Origin of the sequence: Klebsiella sp. BIGb0407 (assembly GCF_024807845.1) — a bacterium.
In the GTDB taxonomy this organism is placed as follows: domain Bacteria; phylum Pseudomonadota; class Gammaproteobacteria; order Enterobacterales; family Enterobacteriaceae; genus JGM124.
The window spans coordinates 982,640-1,001,900 of record NZ_JANUEQ010000001.1 but is presented as its reverse complement, the minus strand read 5'-3'; the positions used below and the strand labels follow the sequence as shown (position 1 = coordinate 1,001,900).

The window sequence follows — 19,261 nt, the reverse complement described above, 5'->3', positions numbered from 1 at the left end:
TATAATAGCCCCCTTTTTTCAGACAGTCGTGATAGTTGACAGAGTTGCCACCAAAGCACCTGCTTCGCAGGTGACGGGTCGCGCGCAGCTAACTAAGGAATATCTAATGCGTACAGTATATTGCGGGCAGCTTAATGCCACTCATGTGGGACAACAAGTAACACTTTGTGGATGGGTTAACCGTCGCCGTGACCTGGGTAGTCTTATCTTTATTGATATGCGCGATCGTGAAGGCATCGTGCAGGTGTTTTTTGACCCGGATAGCCAGGATACTCTCGCGCGTGCTGCTGAACTGCGAAATGAGTTCTGCATTCAGGTCACCGGCACCGTTCGTGCGCGTGACGAGAAAAACATCAACAAAGATATGGCGACCGGTGAAGTAGAAGTCTTAGCGGCTGAACTGACTATTATCAACCGTTCAGAGCCACTGCCGCTGGACTCCAACCACGTCAATACCGAAGAAGCGCGTCTGAAGTACCGCTATCTTGACCTGCGTCGTCCGGAAATGGCGAATCGACTGAAAACTCGCGCTAAAATCACCAGCAAAGTGCGCAGTTTTATGGATGACCACGGTTTCCTTGATATTGAAACCCCGATGCTGACCAAAGCCACGCCGGAAGGTGCGCGTGACTATCTGGTTCCGAGCCGCGTACATAAAGGTAAATTCTACGCGCTGCCACAGTCTCCACAGCTGTTTAAACAGCTGCTGATGATGTCTGGTTTTGACCGCTACTATCAAATCGTAAAATGCTTCCGTGATGAAGACTTGCGTGCTGACCGTCAGCCTGAATTTACCCAGATAGATGTTGAAACCTCCTTTATGACCGCACCTCAGGTGCGTGAAATTATGGAAAAACTGGTTCGTCATCTGTGGCTGGATATCAAAAACGTCGATCTCGGTGATTTCCCGGTCATGACGTTTGCCGAAGCGGACCGTCGCTATGGTTCTGATAAACCAGACCTGCGTAACCCAATGGAGCTGGTGGACGTTGCAGACCTGCTTAAAGACGTTGAATTCAAAGTCTTCTCTGGCCCGGCAAATGACGCGAAAGGCCGCGTTGCGGCGCTGCGTGTCCCAGGTGGCGCACAGCTGAGTCGTAAACAGATTGACGATTACGGCAAATTTATCGAAATTTACGGTGCCAAAGGTTTGGCTTATATTAAGGTCAACGAGCGCGCGAAAGGCCTGGAAGGTATTACCAGCCCGGTGGCTAAATTCCTTGACGCCACTATCGTAGAAGCCATTCTGGCGCGTACTAACGCCGCCGACGGCGATATGATTTTCTTCGGTGCTGACAAAAAACGCGTAGTATCCGATGCATTGGGTGCTCTGCGTCTGAAAATTGGTAAAGACCTGAGCCTGACAGATGAAACCAAGTGGGCACCACTGTGGGTCATCGACTTCCCGATGTTTGAAGAAAATGGCGAAGGTGGACTGACTGCAATGCACCATCCATTTACCGCGCCACGCGATATGCTGGCTGAAGAGTTAGCGGCTGAACCAGAAACCGCGATTGCCAATGCTTACGATATGGTAATTAACGGCTATGAAGTGGGCGGCGGTTCAGTGCGTATCCACCATGAACTGATGCAGCAGACGGTCTTTGGTATCCTCGGTATCACTGAGCAAGAACAGCGTGAGAAATTCGGCTTCCTGCTCGATGCCCTGAAATACGGTACCCCGCCACATGCTGGTCTGGCGTTTGGTCTGGATCGTCTGACCATGCTGTTAACCGGCACCGAGAACATCCGTGACGTGATTGCGTTCCCTAAAACGACTGCTGCAGCCTGCCTGATGACTGAAGCACCGAGTTTTGCTAACACAGTTTCACTGGCTGAACTGGGTATTGAAGTGATAAAAAAAGCTGAGAAAAACTAATGAGTTATAAGCGTCCCGTTTCTATTCTGGTGGTTATTTTTGCGCAAGACACGAAACGGGTGCTGATGCTACAGCGGCGCGACGATCCTGAATTCTGGCAGTCGGTTACCGGCAGTATTGAAGAGGGTGAAGACGCGCTGTTTGCCGCTCAGCGTGAGGTAAAAGAGGAGGTCGCTATCGATGTTGTCGAAGAGCGGCTGCCTTTGGTTGATTGCGAGCGCAGCGTGGAATTTGAAATTTTTACGCATTTACGTCATCGCTACGCGCCGGGTGTGACACGCAACACAGAATCGTGGTTTGCGCTGGCACTTCCCCATGAGCGCTCGATTATCATTAGCGAACATCTGGCCTGGAAATGGGTGCCAGCACCCGAGGCTGCTCAAATGACAAAGTCATGGAGCAACCGGATGGCGATAGAAGAATTTATAATTGATGCCGCCTGATACAGGCGTTTTTGGAGATTTTTATGGCAGGTCATAGTAAGTGGGCCAACACAAAGCACCGTAAAGCTGCGCAAGATTCCAAGCGCGGTAAAATTTTCACCAAAATCATTCGTGAGCTGGTAACAGCGGCACGTCTGGGTGGCGGTGACGCAGGTTCTAACCCGCGTCTGCGCGCGGCCGTAGATAAAGCGTTGTCTAATAATATGACACGTGACACCCTTAACCGTGCCATCGCGCGTGGTGTCGGCGGTGATGATGATACCAACATGGAAACCATCATCTATGAAGGATATGGCCCGGGTGGTTCTGCGGTCATGGTTGAGTGTCTGAGCGATAACCGTAACCGTACCGTTGCTGAAGTCCGTCACGCCTTCAACAAATGTGGTGGTAATCTTGGTACTGATGGTTCAGTTGCCTATCTGTTCAGCAAAAAGGGAATTATTTCCTTTGATGCTGGCGATGAAGATCAGATTATGGAAGCCGCTCTCGAAGCCGGTGCTGAAGATGTTGTGACCTTTGATGATGGCGCGATTGATGTTTATACCGCTTGGGAAGACATGGGTGCCGTGAAAGATGCGCTGGAAGCTGCGGGTCTGAAAGCGGATAACGCCGAAGTTTCTATGATCCCATCAACTAAAGCCGATCTCGATGCTGACAACGCGCCGAAACTGTTGCGTCTAATCGATATGCTGGAAGACTGTGATGACGTTCAGGAAGTTTACCATAACGGTGAAATTTCTGACGAGGTGGCGGCAACCCTTTAATGGGGCCTGCCTGGGCAAGATGCCCGCTTGAAGGTGATGAGTGATGGCGATTATTATCGGTATCGATCCGGGTTCACGTATCACCGGTTATGGCGTTATTCGTCAGACCGGGCGACAACTGAGCTATCTGGGCAGCGGTTGTATTCGCACACAAGTCACCGACTTACCTTCGCGTTTAAAGATTATCTACGCCGGGGTGAGTGAAATAATCACGCAGTTTCAACCGGATTATTTTGCCATTGAACAAGTGTTTATGGCCAAAAATGCGGACTCAGCGCTGAAACTGGGACAGGCGCGTGGGGTGGCTATTGTTGCTGCGGTCAATGCGGATTTACCGGTGTTTGAATATGCCGCCCGTCAGGTAAAACAGACCGTGGTCGGCACCGGTAGTGCGGAAAAAAGCCAGGTGCAACATATGGTGCGTATGCTGCTAAAACTCCCAGCTAATCCGCAGGCAGATGCCGCAGATGCGCTTGCTATCGCGATTACACACTGTCATGTGACGCAGAATGCTGCGCAAATGAGTCCATCTCGACTGAATTTGGCGCGGGGACGATTAAAATAAAAAAGGCTGGATATTCATCCAGCCTTTTTTATATCATACAGTATGATGGATAAATATCCTTAAACTGGCAATTCGCAGGAGCATAATGTGATAGGTAGACTCAGAGGCCTCGTTCTGGAAAAACAGCCCCCGCTGGTATTACTCGAAGTTGGTGGTGTGGGCTATGAAATTTATATGCCAATGACCTGCTTCTATGAACTCCCCGAACTTGGCACCGAAGCGCTAGTCTTTACCCACTTTGTGGTACGTGAAGATGCTCATTTATTGTTTGGCTTCAATAACAAGCAAGAACGAACCCTGTTTCGTGAGCTGATTAAAGTCAACGGTGTCGGCCCGAAGCTGGCGCTGGCAATTCTTTCAGGTATGTCAGCCCAGCAATTTGTTAGTGCTGTAGAGCGTGAAGACTCTGTTTCGCTGATAAAACTGCCAGGTGTCGGTAAAAAGACTGCCGAACGTCTGGTGGTGGAAATGAAAGACCGCTTTAAAGGTATGCATGGTGACCTGTTTACTCCGGCCAGTGAACTGGTACTGACTGCGCCAGAGAGCGGTATTACTGATGACAGCGAAGCTGAAGCCGTTGCCGCCCTGGTCTCCTTAGGCTATAAGCCACAGGAAGCCAGCCGTATGATAAGCAAAGTTGCACGTAATGGCACTGATTGCGAAACGCTGATCCGCGACGCGCTCCGTGCGGCGATGTGAGGTAAAGAATGATTGAAGCAGACCGCCTGGTCTCGTCTGAGGTTGTAACCCCTGATGAGTTAATAGACCGTGCCATTCGCCCTAAGCAGCTGTCTGACTATGTGGGCCAGCCACATGTGCGCTCGCAGATGGAAATCTTTATTCAGGCTGCAAAACTGCGCGGTGATGCACTCGATCATCTGTTGATATTTGGCCCGCCCGGGCTCGGTAAAACTACGCTTGCGAATATTGTAGCCAACGAAATGGGCGTTAACTTGCGTACCACTTCGGGCCCGGTACTGGAAAAAGCCGGTGACCTGGCGGCGATGCTGACCAATCTCGAACCCCATGATGTGTTGTTTATCGATGAAATTCATCGTTTGTCACCGGTGGTTGAGGAAATCCTTTATCCGGCGATGGAAGACTATCAGCTGGATATCATGATTGGTGAAGGCCCGGCAGCACGTTCGATTAAAATCGATTTACCGCCTTTTACCCTGGTCGGTGCGACCACTCGTGCCGGTTCCCTGACTTCACCGCTGCGTGACCGTTTTGGTATCGTACAGCGGCTCGAGTTCTATCAGGTTGCCGATCTCCAGCATATCGTCGGGCGTAGTGCCACGGTGCTGGGGTTGGAGATGAGCGAAGAGGGGGCTCTGGAAATAGCCCGTCGCGCGCGCGGCACTCCGCGTATCGCTAACCGCCTTTTACGCCGGGTACGTGATTTTGCCGAAGTTCGTTATGACGGAAGCATCAGCGCCGAAGTTGCTTCCCAGGCACTCGATATGCTCAATGTCGACAGCGAAGGTTTCGACTACATGGACCGTAAACTGCTGCTGGCGGTAATTGATAAATTCCTTGGTGGTCCGGTGGGTCTGGATAACCTTGCCGCAGCAATTGGTGAGGAACGGGAAACCATTGAAGATGTGCTGGAACCCTTCTTGATCCAGCAGGGGTTCTTACAGCGTACCCCCAGAGGACGAATGGCTACCCCAAGAGCCTGGTCCCACTTTGGCATTATCCCTCCATTGTTACCCTGACTGAGGGTGAAAAAAGACCTTTTCTCATTATTCGTGGCATCAATCCTGATGCTACGTTTCTGATATTTTTTCCATTCTGTTTTCAGAAATCGTTGCTAAGATCTTTAAGTCTGTAGTAATTGTAAGTATCCTCAGTACTTAACAATTCTACTTGCCATACTTCAGATCGTTTGGGCGTTGTTAATGATCAAAACGATTGAATCCCATAATTTTTTTATGTTTATTTTGTGTTCGAGCCTGACATCTACACGTCATTCGAATCATTTCGGGTGTATGAGCTTTAAGATTCCAGTTATTTCCAGGTTGGGCTCAGACGGCTGACGAGTACCAACAAATACGAGTAAGCGTATAAGGAGCGAAGAATATAATGCCTCACACTTCATCAGCCTTTATCCCTGCAACTGCTCATGCAACTTATCTTTGCCGCTTTGCGGCCTATACAGCGGTGGTGATTGGTTTGGGCTGGCTGGGTTATTTTACCTGGTTAAAGCAGTGGGAACCGGCCGTTTCGTTAATTGTACTGGCAATTATTACACTTCCCTGCTGGATCCTCGCAATGCGAGGCCTTTTTTTTCGCAGTCTGATGATTGCGCAAATTGCCTGCTTAATATATGTGGTTTTTTTCTGCTACCGCTATGATGTGTCGAATCATCTCTTCCCGCGTACCACCCACTTATATATTCCTGTGATAGCCCTGGTGGGTTATATTACTTATCAGCAAACCAAGTCTAAATTTCAGATAGCTATTATTTTAATCAGCTTGCTACTGTTTATTTTATTCAGCAGTAACGTTCATTTCTTATCGATTAATAATACCAATGTGCAGTATTTTCAGGCAATGGGTTCAAAGATTAATCCCCTGCTTGCCACGGCATTATTTGTTGGTGTGATTGTGGCTATGCATACCGATTTTTCTAAAAGAAAAAAGAGTGTTAAGGAGATACAGAACGCTTTATACAACGATCAGTTTATTCTTTTATATCAGCCGGTAGTTAACCTTAAAGGCAGAGTAACAGGGGCAGAGGCCCTGATCCGCTGGAATCACCCATCCTCCGGATTAATAACACCGGCGGTATTTATCCCTGATGCTCAGGATGCAGGAATGATGCCCATGATAGGCGAGTGGGTTATCGCTCAGGCTTTTAAAGATTTACTGCGCTGGCAAGAAAGTGCAGATACTCGTCATTTAACGGTATCAATTAATATTACGGCCGATCATTTTATGCAGCCTGATTTTGTGCGTAAACTTCTTCATCAGGTACTGATTAAAAATATACCTTGTCAGCAGGTTCGTCTGGAACTGACGGAAAGTGTCTTTGTCTCTGAACCTCAAATTGTTGCCGCTAAAATGGATGAATTATCGGCTGCCGGATTCAGATTTTCTCTCGACGACTTTGGGACCGGTTTTTCTTCCCTGAGTACTCTGCGTCGACTACCGCTTAATCAGATTAAAATCGATCGCAGTTTTGTTACCGGTGCCAGTATCAACATCAAGGGTGCCGTTATTGCAAAAAATATCGCCAGAATGGGAACTGAACTAGGTTTAGAAGTGGTTGCAGAGGGGATAGAAACACCCTATCAATGGGCAATGATGAAAGAGTATGGCTGTACTGTTTTTCAAGGTTTTCTGTTTTCACGGCCAATAAGCGTGGTCGATTTTATCCATTTTGTCGCCAGCCATTCCCACCATGATACTGAATTCAATTCACCGAACCACTTGGCAGACTTGAGCTAGTCTGGTGAGCGCGTACCTGCGCTCACTTTTCTCTTAGCCAGTAATGGTTTTACTCATATTGATCCCCGTAACGCCAAAACCGCTCTTTTCATAGACATGCTGAGCCCGGGCATTGTCTCCGGCAACGCGCAGTCGAATTTGCTGAAAGTGTTGTTCCCGCAGATCCTGTTCAAAAGCAGCAAGCGCCTTTTTACCCAGCCCTTGCCCCTGACAGTCATTGAAAATATGAAAATCATAGATAAACACGGTTCGCATGATGGTATCTGGCTTATACCAGAGATATCCCACGTGTTGTTCTGTTTGCGCCGAGTGGGCAATCAGAGAGAGTAAAACGTGTCCCGGTGTATTCACTCCACCCGGAAGATCTTCCGCTATCTCCTGTTTCGCCCGGGCCAAAGAATCATCAACAGAGAGTTGATAATTTGAGGCAATTTCCCGGGCATAATCGGGAATAAAATACGCCAGATAACCAGGATATTCATCTTCACGCATTGGGCGAAACTTAATCATGTATTTCCCTTAAAATAACCGTTATGACTGCGCTTTATGCACTCTGTTTTTTTGACATCGACAGTATAAATAGCACAGCGGAGGCCAGTACTACTGAAGGTCCGGCGGGTGTGTCATACAGGGCTGAAAATGCTAGTCCGCCGGTTACCGAAATCATACCAATTAATACCGCTATAGCAGCCATCTGCTCTGGCGTACGAGCAAAACGCCGGGCGGTGGCAGCAGGGATTATCAGTAATGAGGTGATAATCAAGGCACCGACAAACTTCATTGCCACACCGATGGTCAGGGCGGTAATCAGCATCAGTATCATTTTAGTGCGCTGCAGATTAACCCCATCAACATGTGCTAAATCAGGGCTAATGGTCATGGCCAGTAAATTACGCCACTGCCAGGCGAGGACTCCGCAGACTATAGCAACGCCTAAGGCGATGGTAATGATATCGTCCAGCGTGACCGATAACAGGTCGCCAAACAGATAAGCCATTAAATCGACACGTACGTTACCCATCAGACTGACGACAACTAAGCCAAGGGAGAGGGCGCTGTGGGCCATAATGCCTAACAGAGTATCAATAGCCAGATGAGGGCGTCTTTCCAGCCATACAAGGCCTAACGCCATACAAAGGGTTACCGCGATAACTGCATAGAACGGATTAACGTTAAGCAACAAACCAAAGGCAACACCTAGTAGTGAAGCATGCGCCAGCGTATCGCCAAAATAGGACATTCGACGCCAGACGACAAATGAGCCTAAAGGGCCTGCGGCACAGGCAAGCAAAATACCGGCCAGCCAGCCGGGCAGTAATAGCTCAATCATGACTGACTCTTTCCTTTGCGCAGAATAATGCGACCCTGCAGATCGTGACGATGATTATGATGATGGCGGTATACCGCCAGCTGCTCGGCTCCCATAGGGCCAAACATAGAGATAAATTCAGGGTGAGTCGAAACTACTTCAGGGGTACCTGAGCAACAAATATGATGATTCAGGCACAGTACATCATCAGTCTTAGCCATCACCAGATGCAGGTCATGCGATACCATCAGTACCGCACAATCCAGCTCATGCCGCAGTTTATCAATCAGGTTATACAGCGATAGCTGACCGTTCACATCCACGCCCTGGGTGGGTTCGTCCAGTACCAGTAATTGCGGTTTATTGAGCAGGGCACGTGCCAGTAACACGCGCTGATTCTCACCGCCAGACAGCTTTTGCATCGGCGCGTTGAGCAGATGCGCTGCCTGTACCCGCTGTAGAGCAGGCAGAATATCGGCTTTTTTAACGCCTGGACGTAAACGCATAAAACGATCGACGGTTAAGGGAAGGGTGATATCCAGATGCAGCTTCTGGGGGACATAACCAATACGCAGGTTGTTATCACATTTGATAACCCCGGTGTCAGGCTTGACCAGCCCGAGGACCACGCGTACCAGAGTAGATTTACCCGCACCATTGGGCCCCAGTAACGTCATGATCCGCCCGGCCGTTAACGACAGAGAGATATCATTCAGGACGCGCCGTTGTCCGAAAGAAACAGAAATATGTTCGAGCTCAACCAAATTTGTCATGACTATTTTAGGGGTTGCAGAAATTAACGAATGTTATAATATCACAACTCCTCACCTTGTCACGATGGTAATTTTCATTATGTTACATAAAAAAACACTTCTTTTTGCTGCATTGTCTACGGTGCTGACTGCGGCTCCTGTATTGAGTGCAAATGCCGCTGTTGTCGCATCAATTAAACCGTTAGGCTTTATCGCTTCAGCCATTGCAGATGGGGTCACAGATACCGAAGTTTTACTGCCAGATGGTGCATCTGAACATGACTATGCACTCAAGCCATCTGACGTAAAACGCTTACACGGCGCAGACTTAGTCGTCTGGGTTGGCCCTGAGATGGAAGCCTTTATGCAGAAGTCGGTACGTCAGTTACCGGAGCAAAAACAGCTCGAATTGTCCGCGCTTGCCCCGGTAAAACCTCTGCTGATGAAGGGCAGTGACGATGATGAGCATGACCATGACCACGCGCATAAATCGGGTGAAAAAAGTGACGAAGATCATCATCATGGAGACTATAATTTACACATCTGGCTTTCACCTGAAGTGGCGCAGCTGTCAGCGGTTGCAATCCACGACAAATTAGTGGAACTTATGCCAGAACATCGAGCCAAACTTGATGCCAACCTGCGTGATTTTACCTCTGGTCTCGCCGAGACAGACAAACAGGTAGGTTCCGTGCTCGCGCCGGTAAAAGGAAAAGGATATTTCGTTTTTCATGATGCCTATGGCTACTTCGAAAAACATTATGGCCTGACACCGCTAGGTCATTTTACCGTGAATCCTGAAATCCAACCGGGCGCGCAGCGTTTACATAAAATCAGAACAGAGTTGGTTGAGCATAAAGCCGTTTGTGTTTTTGCTGAACCACAATTCAGGCCAGCGGTAATCCATGCCGTTGCTCAGGGAACGCAAGTGCGCACAGGCAGCTTGGACCCATTGGGCATCGGGGTTGTGTTGGGTAAGAACAGCTATATGCAGTTTTTGACCCAGTTATCTGACCAGTATGCGAGCTGTCTGAAAGGAGAATAATGAGGAATTTACTACGTGCAACAGATAGCCCGCTCTGTCGCCAAGGCATTTGATAATTTGTCACGACCCCACCGCGTTATGCTGGGGTCGTTAACAGTTCTTACTCTCGCGGTCGCAGTATGGCGTCCAAGTGTCTACCACCCGGTAGGCTCTTCCGTAGTCAGTAAGGTTATCGAGCTAGACAAAACCGAGTCCCGTACGCTATTACCTGAAGCCAGTGAACCACTGGAACAAGCGCCGAATGCTGATGACGACATCATCCCTCAGGATGAACTCGACGAAAAAACAGCCAATGAAGCGGGTGTTCACGAATATGTGGTGTCATCGGGCGATACGCTCAGTAGTATTCTTAATCAGTATGGTATCGAAATGGGCGATATCAGCCAGATTGCTGCCATCGATAAAGAGCTGCGTAACCTTAAAATAGGTCAGCAGCTTTCCTGGACCCTCACTGATGACGGCGATCTCCAGCGTTTAACCTGGGAAGTCTCCCGCCGCGAAACACGTACCTATGACCGTACCGGTAACAGTTTTAAACTGAGTACCGCTATTCAGCAGGGTGAATGGGTTAACCGTGTTCTGACAGGAACTGTGGGGGGGAGTTTTATCGCCAGTGCCCGACAAGCCGGACTCACCAACACAGAAATTAATTCTGTTATCAAAGCCATGCAGTGGCAGATGGATTTTCGTAAACTGAAGAAGGGCGATGCTTTCTCGGTTTTACTGTCGCGTGAAATGCTGGATGGTAAGCGTGAGCAAAGTGAATTAGTCGGTGTCCGTCTGCGTAGTGATGGTAAAGATTATTACGCTATTCGTGCTGAAGACGGTAAATTCTACGACAGGAATGGTGCCGGTCTGGCGAAAGGCTTTATGCGTTTTCCAACCACTAAACAATTCCGTGTCTCTTCTGGCTTTAACCCGCGTCGTCTGAATCCTGTAACCGGCCGTATTGCACCGCACAAAGGTGTCGACTTTGCCATGCCGCAAGGTACGCCAGTTATGGCTGTCGGTGATGGCGAAGTGGTGATTGCGAAACATAGCGGTGCTGCTGGTTATATGGTTGCCATTCGTCATGGCCGTACCTATACCACGCGTTATATGCATCTGAAGAAACTGTTGGTTAAGCCCGGGCAGAAAGTGAAGCGTGGAGACCATATAGCGCTCTCTGGCAACACAGGCCGCTCTACAGGTCCTCATTTACACTATGAGGTATGGTCTAACCAGCAAGCGGTTAACCCTCTGACGGCGAAACTGCCACGTTCTGAGGGGCTGACAGGAAACGATCGGCGTGATTACCTGGCCCAGGTTCGTGATGTAGTACCTAAGTTAACGCTCAACTAAGGTTCTCTTTTTGGAAAGCCGGTACTTGTTACCGGCTTTTTTATTTTGTGCGACGGCCTGCACGTCGCTATGATAATGGTAATGTTTTTTCGTCAGCTGACTGACGACCGACGAGTATCTGTATGGAAAAGAATAAAAAAAATCACAGTGAGTTTATTCCTGAATTTAAATCATCCTTTTTTCACCCGCGATACTGGGGTGCCTGGTTAGGTGTCGGGGCTTTTGCAGGCCTGGCATTATTACCCCCGGGCATGCGGGACCCGTTACTGGGTAAGATAGGTCGAATGGCAGGGCGCCTGGCACGTAGCGCCCGACGACGCGCACAAATCAATTTGCTCTACTGCTTTCCTGAGCGCTCAGAAGCAGAGCGTGAGCAGATTATCGATAAGATGTTTATGACAGCGCCACAGGCAATGGTGCTGATGGCAGAACTGGGGTTACGTGACCCCAAAAAAGTTATGCAACGCGTCGACTGGCACGGCAAAGAACTTATCGACGATTTACAGGCACGCGGTGAGAATGTGATTTTCCTCGTCCCGCATGGCTGGGGAGTAGATATCCCAGCCATGCTGATGGCCTCTCAGGGGCAGAAAATGGCTGCGATGTTCCATAACCAAGGCAACCAGTTATTTGACTATGTCTGGAATACCGTCCGTCGCCGTTTTGGCGGGCGTATGCATGCGCGTAATGACGGTATTAAGCCTTTTATTAGTTCGGTACGTCAGGGCTACTGGGGCTATTATTTACCGGATCAGGATCATGGCGCCGAGCACAGTGAATTCGTCGATTTCTTTGCCACCTATAAAGCAACACTGCCAGCTATAGGCCGGCTGATGAAAGTCTGCCGGGCGCGTGTGGTGCCGTTATTTCCGGTCTATAACGGTACAACGCATCGGCTGGATGTGTATATTCGCCCGCCAATGGATGACCTGATTGATGCGGACGACCATACTATTGCGCGCCGCATGAATGAGGAAGTCGAGTTATTGGTCGGACCGCACCTGGAACAATATACCTGGATCCTGAAGCTCCTGAAAACACGCAAAGAAGGTGAGAGAGAACCTTACGAGCGTGACGAGCTCTACCCGAAAAAGAAATAATACCCATAAAAACAAAGGGGAAAACAAAATTGTTTTCCCCTTTTAGACGTCATAAACCCTTCAGACCGATTTATTCAACGCGTAGAATACGCGTGGTGTTAGCGGTACCGATAGCACCCATCACATCGCCTTGAGTGACGATAACTAAATCGCCAGACAGCAGATAACCTTTATCACGAAGCAGTATTACCGCATCATTCGCTGCAGCCACACCGTCAGTGTTCATCTCGCAACGAACAGGCGTGACGCCACGATAAAGTGAAATCAGATTCAGCGTACTTTCATGACGCGACAGACCAAAAATAGGCAAGCCGGAGCTGATACGGGAAGTCATTAACGCAGTCCGACCTGACTCGGTCATGGTAATAATCGCGGTAATGCCTTTCAGGTGGTTTGCGGCATACATCGCAGACATCGCGATGGCTTCTTCCACATTATCGAACTCAACATCCAGTCGGTGTTTAGAGACATTGATACTAGGAATTTTTTCTGCACCCATGCAAACACGCGCCATCGCTGCAACCGTTTCAGCCGGATACTGACCTGCTGCAGTTTCAGCAGATAACATCACTGCATCAGTACCATCCAGCACGGCGTTAGCAACGTCCATGACTTCAGCGCGGGTTGGCATCGGGTTAGTTATCATCGACTCCATCATCTGCGTGGCAGTGATGACGGCACGATTCAGCTTACGAGCGCGACGAATCAGCGTTTTCTGGATCCCAACCAGCTCAGGATCGCCGATCTCAACGCCTAAATCTCCACGGGCTACCATCACTACGTCAGAGGCGAGGATAATATCATCCATGGCCGCTTCACTGGCGACAGCTTCGGCACGCTCAACTTTAGAGACGATTTTTGCATTGCAACCCGCTTCACGCGCCAGTCGACGAGCATAATTCAAGTCTTCGCCACAGCGCGGGAAGGAAACAGCAAGATAGTCGACACCAATTTTGGCGGCAACCAGGATATCGGCTTTGTCTTTTTCTGTCAGTGCTTCGGCTGACAGGCCTCCGCCGAGTTTGTTGATGCCTTTATTATTCGATAACGGGCCGGCGACTGTGACCTCGGTGAAGACTTTTAGTCCTTCAACCTTCAGAACTTTAAGCTGTACACGACCGTCGTCGAGTAACAGTACATCGCCTGGTACGACGTCAGCAGGCAGACCTTTGTAGTCAATACCTACCTGTTCTTTATCGCCTTCGCCTTTACCTAAATCAGCATCCAGCAAAAATTTGTCGCCAATATTAAGGAATACTTTACCTTCTTTGAAGGTAGAAACGCGGATTTTAGGACCCTGCAGATCTCCCAGAATCGCGACATGACGCCCGAGTTTTGCTGCAATCTCGCGCACTTTATTGGCACGTAACTGGTGATCTTCAGCAGAACCGTGTGAGAAGTTCATTCGAACCACGTTGGCTCCTGCAGCGATAACCTTCTCCAGGTTATTATCGCGATCGGTTGCCGGGCCTAAAGTGGTAACGATTTTGGTTCTACGTAGCCGTCTGGACATGTATTACTCCGTTGACTTAAACAACTGTGTGTTGTGTGAACAATGACGCAATTAATAAGCGTAATAATAACTTAACGAATAAACTAACCGAATGCGTTGCTAAGTGACAGCTTCGGGATGAAAAAATTCCCGTATCTGACTTTTTCAGCAAAGCGTTATTTATCAAAACGTGACTCTTTCAATGCTTCTTTAACGCGTTTTAAATTAGTTCTGAATTTTGCCCCGCGGCGTAAGATAAAACCTGTCGCCAGGACATCAATAACGGTTAACTGGGCAAGACGAGAAACCATAGGCATATAAATATCGGTATCTTCCGGAACATCCAGCAACAGAGACAGTGTCGCTTCACGAGACAACGGGCTATCCTCCGATGTAATCGCCACTACTACAGCTCCATTTTCTCGCGCCAGTTGTGCTAGCTGTACTAAATTCTTGGTACGCCCGGTATGGGAAATAAGCACTACAACATCCTGTTCATTGCAATTCATGCAATTCATTCGCTGGACAACAATATCATCGGAATAAATGACTGGAATGTTAAAGCGGAAAAATTTATTCATCGCATCGTGGGCAACGGCGGCGGATGAGCCCAGACCAAAAAACGCTATAGTTCTGGCCTGAGTGAGAAGATCTACTGCCCGATTGACGACACTGATATCCAGTCCCTGGCGTACGCGTGCCAGACCCGCCATTGATGACTCGAAGATTTTATCCGTGTAAGACTCAACGCTGTCAGATTCCTCAACGTGACGGTTTACGTAGGGAGTACCCTGCGCCAGACTTTGCGCCAGGTGTAATTTAAAGTCCGGAAAACCTTTCGTTTCCAGATGGCGACAGAATCGGTTGACGGTGGGTTCGCTGACATCAGCACGGCGAGCGAGTATGGCGATACTGGAGTGCATCGTTTCTTGTGGCTCAGCGAGGATGACTTCGGCAACTTTACGTTCAGACTTACTCAGTAACGTCAGTTGGGACTGAATTTTATCCAGTATATTCATAAAGTCAGATATCCATCGGTTTCAGTGATTTCAGAAAAAGGAGAAATCGCCGTCTGGTTCAATCAAAATACAGGCCAGCGAAAATTGAAGATATCCACATTAAGGTGAGATTTCCTGGTTAATTTTCATTTCCTGTAATCGCCATCATACTTCTGGTGCTTTGTTCCATGGCAAGTATGAAGCTTGCTGAATAACCGCATTTTTTCTCCGCCTACTAACTTAGTGTCGGCAAGTTACACGAATTATTTAGAGCCTATGATAAACCCCTAACGTCTATAATGACAAAAATCGTTCAGAAATCATCGTTAATATTGCGTCACAGCACCCCGTTTGTCGAAAAATGCAGAATAAAATGCGCAAATCAGGCTTAAAGGTTTACGACAAATTAGCAAAAGAAGTACATTGCATGTAATTAAATTACATGAGAGCTCCGGTTAACACTCCCCCAATCAGGGGTTTTAAGCACTAACCGGAATATCGGACACGAGGAGATAGACATGGCGGTAACGCAAACAGCCCAGGCGTGTGACCTGGTCATTTTTGGCGCAAAAGGCGACCTGGCACGTCGTAAACTGTTGCCATCGCTTTATCAGTTAGAAAAGGCAGGCCAAGTCCACCCTGATACCCGTATTCTGGGTGTTGGTCGTGCTGACTGGGATAAAGCGGCATACACCCTGGTGGTACGCGAAGCGCTTGAAACCTTTATGAAAGAGTCTATTGATGAGACTCTGTGGCAAAAACTCAGCGCGCGCCTGGACTTCTGTAACCTTGATGTTGAAGATACCGCAAGCTTTAGCAAACTGGGTAAGATGCTGGATCAGACTCATCGTGTGACCATTAACTATTTCGCGATGCCACCGAGTACTTTTGGTGCTATTTGTCGCGGTCTGGGCAAAGCGAAACTGAATGCTAAACCAGCACGTGTCGTAATGGAAAAACCGCTAGGAACCTCGCTGGAAACCTCTCAGGAAATTAATGACCAGGTTGGTGAGTTCTTTGAAGAGTGCCAGGTATATCGTATCGACCATTATTTGGGTAAAGAGACGGTACTGAACCTGCTGGCACTGCGTTTTGCTAATGCCTTGTTCGTCAATAACTGGGATAACCGTACAATCGATCATGTCGAAATTACGGTAGCTGAGGAAGTGGGAATTGAAGGGCGCTGGGGCTACTTTGATAAAGCGGGCCAGATGCGCGACATGATCCAAAACCATCTGCTGCAAATCCTTTGTATGATTGCGATGTCTCCTCCTTCCAATCTTAGCGCTGACAGTATCCGTGACGAAAAAGTAAAAGTGCTGCAGGCTCTGCGCCGTATTGATCGCACCAACGTACGTGAGAAAACCGTGCGTGGTCAGTACACTGCCGGTTTTGCTCAGGGCAAAAAAGTTCCAGGTTATCTGGAAGAAGAAGGCGCGAACAAAACCAGCTCTACGGAAACATTCGTTTCTATCCGGGTTGATATTGACAACTGGCGCTGGGCCGGCGTGCCTTTCTACCTGCGTACCGGTAAGCGTCTGCCAACCAAATGCTCTGAAGTGGTGGTGTATTTCAAAAACCCTGCGCTGAACCTGTTCAAAGATACCTGGCAGGAACTGCCGAAGAACAAACTGACTATTCGTCTGCAGCCGGATGAAGGGGTTGATATCCAGGTTCTGAACAAGGTACCTGGACTTGAGCATAAACATAATCTCCAGACCACCAAGCTTGATTTAAGCTATTCAGAAACCTTTAACCAGACGCATCTTGCGGATGCGTACGAACGTCTGCTGCTTGAAACCATGCGTGGAATTCAGGCGCTGTTTGTACGCCGTGACGAAGTGGAAGAAGCCTGGAAATGGGTTGACTCTATTACTGAAGCCTGGGAAAACGAAAGTGACGGTGTTAAACCGTATCAGTCAGGAACCTGGGGGCCAGTTGCCTCTGTGGCGATGATTACTCGTGATGGTCACTCGTGGAATGAATTTGAGTAACCTTTGATCATGACCCGACAGCACATGTGTTGTCGGGTATTTTTACAGCTATCGTCCTATTTTACTGGCGCTAACAAAACCCTCTTAGTTATTTCGTTCAGATAACTCTTTCATTTCAATCATGCATGGCGTCATTTTTTAATAAAAATAAAATTCAGTATTTTCATGTTATCACCTGCATTATTTATCATTTTAGATATAATATTATTGCTAGCAATGTATATGTCTTTAGTATTTAAGGGATATATTATTTATTGTGGGTAATATCTTATTAATCAGTTTTATGTTTTTGTTGGTTTTAATTCTTTCAGTATAACTATGTTACATTTTTAAATTTCCTTTCCCCCCGGTATTATTTCTAGACTTCCACAATCAGAGCTTGAACGATTTTTTTAAAATTTGAAATGACGGGCTGCGGCGACTTAGCAAAGAAAATATTTGACTTTATGTACCTCGGCTTATGGCGATGGGCGGTAGCATGCTTGAAGGCCTCAGCAGTAGATGGAAAATACTCCATAGAGTCAGCCGATTGTGTTGTTATCGTGCTCATTGTATCTAATACAATAAAAATTTAATTATGGTTAATTGAATCTGTAAAGGCGTTGATTTTTTACTATTTGATTAGAACAAAATATTGAAACTAAGTTTTTTGAAGGAGTTTTATGTTGAAAGGAATGTTTCTTGCCTGTTATTTACTTTGTGTACCTTATATTACGCTAGCCTCAAATGAGAGAACTTTATCACCAGAGGAAGTTGTAAGTATGTTCTACCATGATTATTTGGTCGCAGGAGAGATGTATGACATGGAGTCTGCAAATAACTTTTCACTTAAAGTCGTTGCTAAATACACCACCGAGCATCTTAGAGCAGTGCGAGATAATAATGATTCAGATGCTGATTTTTTTCTTGATGCTCAGGATATCTGTACGGAATGGAAAAACAATATCGATACAAAAACGGATGCTATCAATGACCATATAGCACTGGTGAATTTAAAGTTAGGTTATGGAAAAAATACGTCTCTGTATGCTGTTGGTTTAGTAAAAACCCAGGGTAAATGGCTGATTGATTCTGTTAATCCTACATTCAAAGGCAGTATTTATTGTCCCCGGCAGGCTGATGGGGGGAGTGAAGGCCTGTAGTCGGGTTGTGGCTACCTTGATAATTGCAAATCCTGAGGAGCAGAAGGTGGGTTACCTTCATTCCGACTCACCGGCACCCTTCAGGCCAAAAAAATCCTCTTTGAGTGAGAATTCCATAAACTTATGGATGAACTTAATGTATTATTGAACCGTTATTTCATTTTTTATATTTATTGCTGATGTTTTTGATTGTTAGCGAAAATTTTTCACCGGTTTAGTTTTTTGACTGTGAATCTCACAAAAAAACGGTTCTTCACAGCTCTGGCGATTATACCGGTTCACTGATTTTAACGTGGGTAAAAGAGGTATTCAGATGAAAAACTGGCAAGCCACTGCGGAACAGATCCTGACAACAGGACCCGTTGTCCCGGTCATCGTAGTTAATAAACTGGAACATGCCGTTCCGATGGCAAAGGCGCTGGTTGCAGGCGGCGTTCGTGTGCTGGAAGTGACCTTACGCACCCCTTGTGCGCTGGATGCGATTCGTGCCATTGCGAAAGAAGTCCCTGAAGCTATCGTCGGGGCAGGTACCGTGATTAATCCACAGCAGCTAGCCGAAGTTACCGCCGCTGGTGCACAGTTTGCGATTAGCCCGGGCCTCACTGATGCTTTACTGAAAGCGGCAACGGAAGGCACTATTCCGTTGATCCCTGGGATCAGCACCGTATCAGAATTGATGCTGGGTATGTCCCATGGACTGAAAGAGTTTAAATTCTTCCCGGCAGAAGCCAACGGCGGCACGAAAGCACTGCAAGCTATTGCAGGTCCTTTCTCTCAGGTTCGTTTCTGCCCAACCGGTGGTATCTCTCTGGCTAACTATCGCGATTACCTGGCACTGAAAAGCGTGCTGTGTATCGGCGGTTCCTGGCTGGTGCCGCAAGATGCGCTGGAAGCCGGTGATTACGACCGTATTACTCAGTTAGCGCGCGAAGCCGTAGAAGGCGCAACTGCGTAATAGCAGGAGCCTCATTACACTAATGGTGG

The 19,261-nt window shown here is 47.8% G+C and carries 18 protein-coding genes; 13 read left to right on the top strand and 5 right to left on the bottom strand.

Annotated features, from left to right (window positions below; all coding sequences use genetic code 11):
- The first annotated feature begins 106 nt into the window (after positions 1 to 106).
- From aspS to M2387_RS04710, 7 genes are all read left to right on the top strand, one after another.
- Positions 107 to 1,879 carry an aspartate--tRNA ligase gene (aspS, locus tag M2387_RS04740; protein WP_259047498.1) on the top strand — a complete coding sequence of 591 codons (1,773 nt, stop codon included), beginning with the start codon at positions 107 to 109 and terminating at the stop codon, positions 1,877 to 1,879.
- Positions 1,879 to 2,322, top strand: a complete 444-nt coding sequence (gene nudB / locus M2387_RS04735; RefSeq protein ID WP_259047496.1) for a dihydroneopterin triphosphate diphosphatase — start codon at positions 1,879 to 1,881, stop codon at positions 2,320 to 2,322. Before aspS ends, nudB begins: the two co-directional genes overlap by 1 nt.
- 23 nt (positions 2,323 to 2,345) lie before the next feature.
- On the top strand, positions 2,346 to 3,086 hold the full coding sequence (locus M2387_RS04730) for a YebC/PmpR family DNA-binding transcriptional regulator (RefSeq protein ID WP_259047494.1): 741 nt from the start codon (positions 2,346 to 2,348) through the stop codon (positions 3,084 to 3,086).
- A 43-nt stretch (positions 3,087 to 3,129) separates the two neighbouring features.
- On the top strand, positions 3,130 to 3,651 hold the full coding sequence (gene ruvC / locus M2387_RS04725; RefSeq protein WP_259047493.1) for a crossover junction endodeoxyribonuclease RuvC: 522 nt from the start codon (positions 3,130 to 3,132) through the stop codon (positions 3,649 to 3,651).
- 87 nt (positions 3,652 to 3,738) lie between these two features.
- Positions 3,739 to 4,350: a Holliday junction branch migration protein RuvA gene (gene ruvA, locus M2387_RS04720; RefSeq protein WP_259047491.1), complete on the top strand. Its 612-nt coding sequence runs from the start codon at positions 3,739 to 3,741 to the stop codon at positions 4,348 to 4,350.
- Positions 4,351 to 4,358: 8 nt separating this feature from the next.
- Entirely contained in the window at positions 4,359 to 5,369 is a 1,011-nt protein-coding gene (gene ruvB, locus M2387_RS04715; protein WP_259047489.1) for a Holliday junction branch migration DNA helicase RuvB, read from the top strand.
- A gap of 367 nt (positions 5,370 to 5,736) precedes the next feature.
- Complete coding sequence (locus M2387_RS04710; protein WP_259047487.1) at positions 5,737 to 7,104, top strand: putative bifunctional diguanylate cyclase/phosphodiesterase; 1,368 nt, start codon at positions 5,737 to 5,739, stop codon at positions 7,102 to 7,104.
- Between the two features lie 33 nt (positions 7,105 to 7,137).
- Here the strand turns inward: M2387_RS04710 and M2387_RS04705 are convergent, their stop codons facing one another.
- Genes M2387_RS04705 through znuC form a run of 3 tightly spaced genes read right to left on the bottom strand, consistent with a single transcriptional unit; the run spans position 7,138 to position 9,186 of the window.
- Positions 7,138 to 7,614 carry a GNAT family N-acetyltransferase gene (locus M2387_RS04705; protein WP_259047486.1) on the bottom strand — a complete coding sequence of 159 codons (477 nt, stop codon included), beginning with the start codon at positions 7,612 to 7,614 and terminating at the stop codon, positions 7,138 to 7,140.
- 34 nt (positions 7,615 to 7,648) lie between these two features.
- Positions 7,649 to 8,434, bottom strand: coding sequence for a zinc ABC transporter permease subunit ZnuB (gene znuB, locus M2387_RS04700; protein ID WP_259047484.1), 786 nt, complete (start codon positions 8,432 to 8,434; stop codon positions 7,649 to 7,651).
- Positions 8,431 to 9,186 carry a zinc ABC transporter ATP-binding protein ZnuC gene (gene znuC, locus M2387_RS04695; RefSeq protein WP_259047482.1) on the bottom strand — a complete coding sequence of 252 codons (756 nt, stop codon included), beginning with the start codon at positions 9,184 to 9,186 and terminating at the stop codon, positions 8,431 to 8,433. Before znuC ends, znuB begins: the two co-directional genes overlap by 4 nt.
- 79 nt (positions 9,187 to 9,265) lie before the next feature.
- Between znuC and znuA the strand changes: the two genes are divergently transcribed.
- The 3 genes from znuA (at position 9,266) to lpxM (ending at position 12,651) form a co-directional block, all read left to right on the top strand.
- Positions 9,266 to 10,210, top strand: coding sequence for a zinc ABC transporter substrate-binding protein ZnuA (znuA, locus tag M2387_RS04690; protein WP_259047480.1), 945 nt, complete (start codon positions 9,266 to 9,268; stop codon positions 10,208 to 10,210).
- Positions 10,211 to 10,225: 15 nt separating this feature from the next.
- A complete protein-coding gene (gene mepM / locus M2387_RS04685) occupies positions 10,226 to 11,551 on the top strand; it encodes a murein DD-endopeptidase MepM (RefSeq protein WP_259047479.1) in 1,326 nt (441 codons plus the stop codon).
- A 122-nt stretch (positions 11,552 to 11,673) separates the two neighbouring features.
- Positions 11,674 to 12,651 (top strand): lauroyl-Kdo(2)-lipid IV(A) myristoyltransferase, encoded by a 978-nt coding sequence (gene lpxM / locus M2387_RS04680; protein ID WP_259047477.1) that lies wholly within the window; start codon positions 11,674 to 11,676, stop codon positions 12,649 to 12,651.
- Positions 12,652 to 12,721: 70 nt separating this feature from the next.
- On the opposite strand, the gene pyk is transcribed toward lpxM, so the two are convergent.
- Together pyk and M2387_RS04670 are read right to left on the bottom strand one after the other, a co-directional pair.
- Positions 12,722 to 14,164, bottom strand: coding sequence for a pyruvate kinase (gene pyk, locus M2387_RS04675; protein WP_259047476.1), 1,443 nt, complete (start codon positions 14,162 to 14,164; stop codon positions 12,722 to 12,724).
- Positions 14,165 to 14,319: 155 nt separating this feature from the next.
- Positions 14,320 to 15,162, bottom strand: a complete 843-nt coding sequence (locus M2387_RS04670; RefSeq protein ID WP_259047475.1) for a MurR/RpiR family transcriptional regulator — start codon at positions 15,160 to 15,162, stop codon at positions 14,320 to 14,322.
- A gap of 497 nt (positions 15,163 to 15,659) precedes the next feature.
- Between M2387_RS04670 and zwf the strand changes: the two genes are divergently transcribed.
- The 3 genes from zwf to M2387_RS04655 all read left to right on the top strand — a co-directional run bounded on the left by zwf (position 15,660) and on the right by M2387_RS04655 (position 19,232).
- Positions 15,660 to 17,135 carry a glucose-6-phosphate dehydrogenase gene (gene zwf / locus M2387_RS04665; protein WP_259047474.1) on the top strand — a complete coding sequence of 492 codons (1,476 nt, stop codon included), beginning with the start codon at positions 15,660 to 15,662 and terminating at the stop codon, positions 17,133 to 17,135.
- 662 nt (positions 17,136 to 17,797) lie between these two features.
- Positions 17,798 to 18,277 carry a YbjP/YqhG family protein gene (locus tag M2387_RS04660; RefSeq protein WP_259047473.1) on the top strand — a complete coding sequence of 160 codons (480 nt, stop codon included), beginning with the start codon at positions 17,798 to 17,800 and terminating at the stop codon, positions 18,275 to 18,277.
- Between the two features lie 313 nt (positions 18,278 to 18,590).
- Complete coding sequence (locus M2387_RS04655) at positions 18,591 to 19,232, top strand: bifunctional 4-hydroxy-2-oxoglutarate aldolase/2-dehydro-3-deoxy-phosphogluconate aldolase (RefSeq protein ID WP_259047472.1); 642 nt, start codon at positions 18,591 to 18,593, stop codon at positions 19,230 to 19,232.
- The last annotated feature ends 29 nt before the right edge of the window (positions 19,233 to 19,261 follow it).

What these genes read in the sequence shown, in the direction of transcription:
- aspS (WP_259047498.1), top strand. Translation starts at nt 107, where the DNA reads ATGCGTACAGTATATTGCGGGCAGCTTAATGCCACTCATGTGGGACAA.
- nudB (WP_259047496.1), top strand. Translation starts at nt 1,879, where the DNA reads ATGAGTTATAAGCGTCCCGTTTCTATTCTGGTGGTTATTTTTGCGCAA.
- M2387_RS04730 (WP_259047494.1), top strand. Translation starts at nt 2,346, where the DNA reads ATGGCAGGTCATAGTAAGTGGGCCAACACAAAGCACCGTAAAGCTGCG.
- ruvC (WP_259047493.1), top strand. Translation starts at nt 3,130, where the DNA reads ATGGCGATTATTATCGGTATCGATCCGGGTTCACGTATCACCGGTTAT.
- ruvB (WP_259047489.1), top strand. Translation starts at nt 4,359, where the DNA reads ATGATTGAAGCAGACCGCCTGGTCTCGTCTGAGGTTGTAACCCCTGAT.
- M2387_RS04710 (WP_259047487.1), top strand. Translation starts at nt 5,737, where the DNA reads ATGCCTCACACTTCATCAGCCTTTATCCCTGCAACTGCTCATGCAACT.
- M2387_RS04705 (WP_259047486.1), bottom strand. Translation starts at nt 7,614, where the DNA reads ATGATTAAGTTTCGCCCAATGCGTGAAGATGAATATCCTGGTTATCTG.
- znuB (WP_259047484.1), bottom strand. Translation starts at nt 8,434, where the DNA reads ATGATTGAGCTATTACTGCCCGGCTGGCTGGCCGGTATTTTGCTTGCC.
- znuC (WP_259047482.1), bottom strand. Translation starts at nt 9,186, where the DNA reads ATGACAAATTTGGTTGAGCTCGAACATATTTCTGTTTCTTTCGGACAA.
- znuA (WP_259047480.1), top strand. Translation starts at nt 9,266, where the DNA reads ATGTTACATAAAAAAACACTTCTTTTTGCTGCATTGTCTACGGTGCTG.
- lpxM (WP_259047477.1), top strand. Translation starts at nt 11,674, where the DNA reads ATGGAAAAGAATAAAAAAAATCACAGTGAGTTTATTCCTGAATTTAAA.
- pyk (WP_259047476.1), bottom strand. Translation starts at nt 14,164, where the DNA reads ATGTCCAGACGGCTACGTAGAACCAAAATCGTTACCACTTTAGGCCCG.
- M2387_RS04670 (WP_259047475.1), bottom strand. Translation starts at nt 15,162, where the DNA reads ATGAATATACTGGATAAAATTCAGTCCCAACTGACGTTACTGAGTAAG.
- zwf (WP_259047474.1), top strand. Translation starts at nt 15,660, where the DNA reads ATGGCGGTAACGCAAACAGCCCAGGCGTGTGACCTGGTCATTTTTGGC.
- M2387_RS04660 (WP_259047473.1), top strand. Translation starts at nt 17,798, where the DNA reads ATGTTGAAAGGAATGTTTCTTGCCTGTTATTTACTTTGTGTACCTTAT.
- M2387_RS04655 (WP_259047472.1), top strand. Translation starts at nt 18,591, where the DNA reads ATGAAAAACTGGCAAGCCACTGCGGAACAGATCCTGACAACAGGACCC.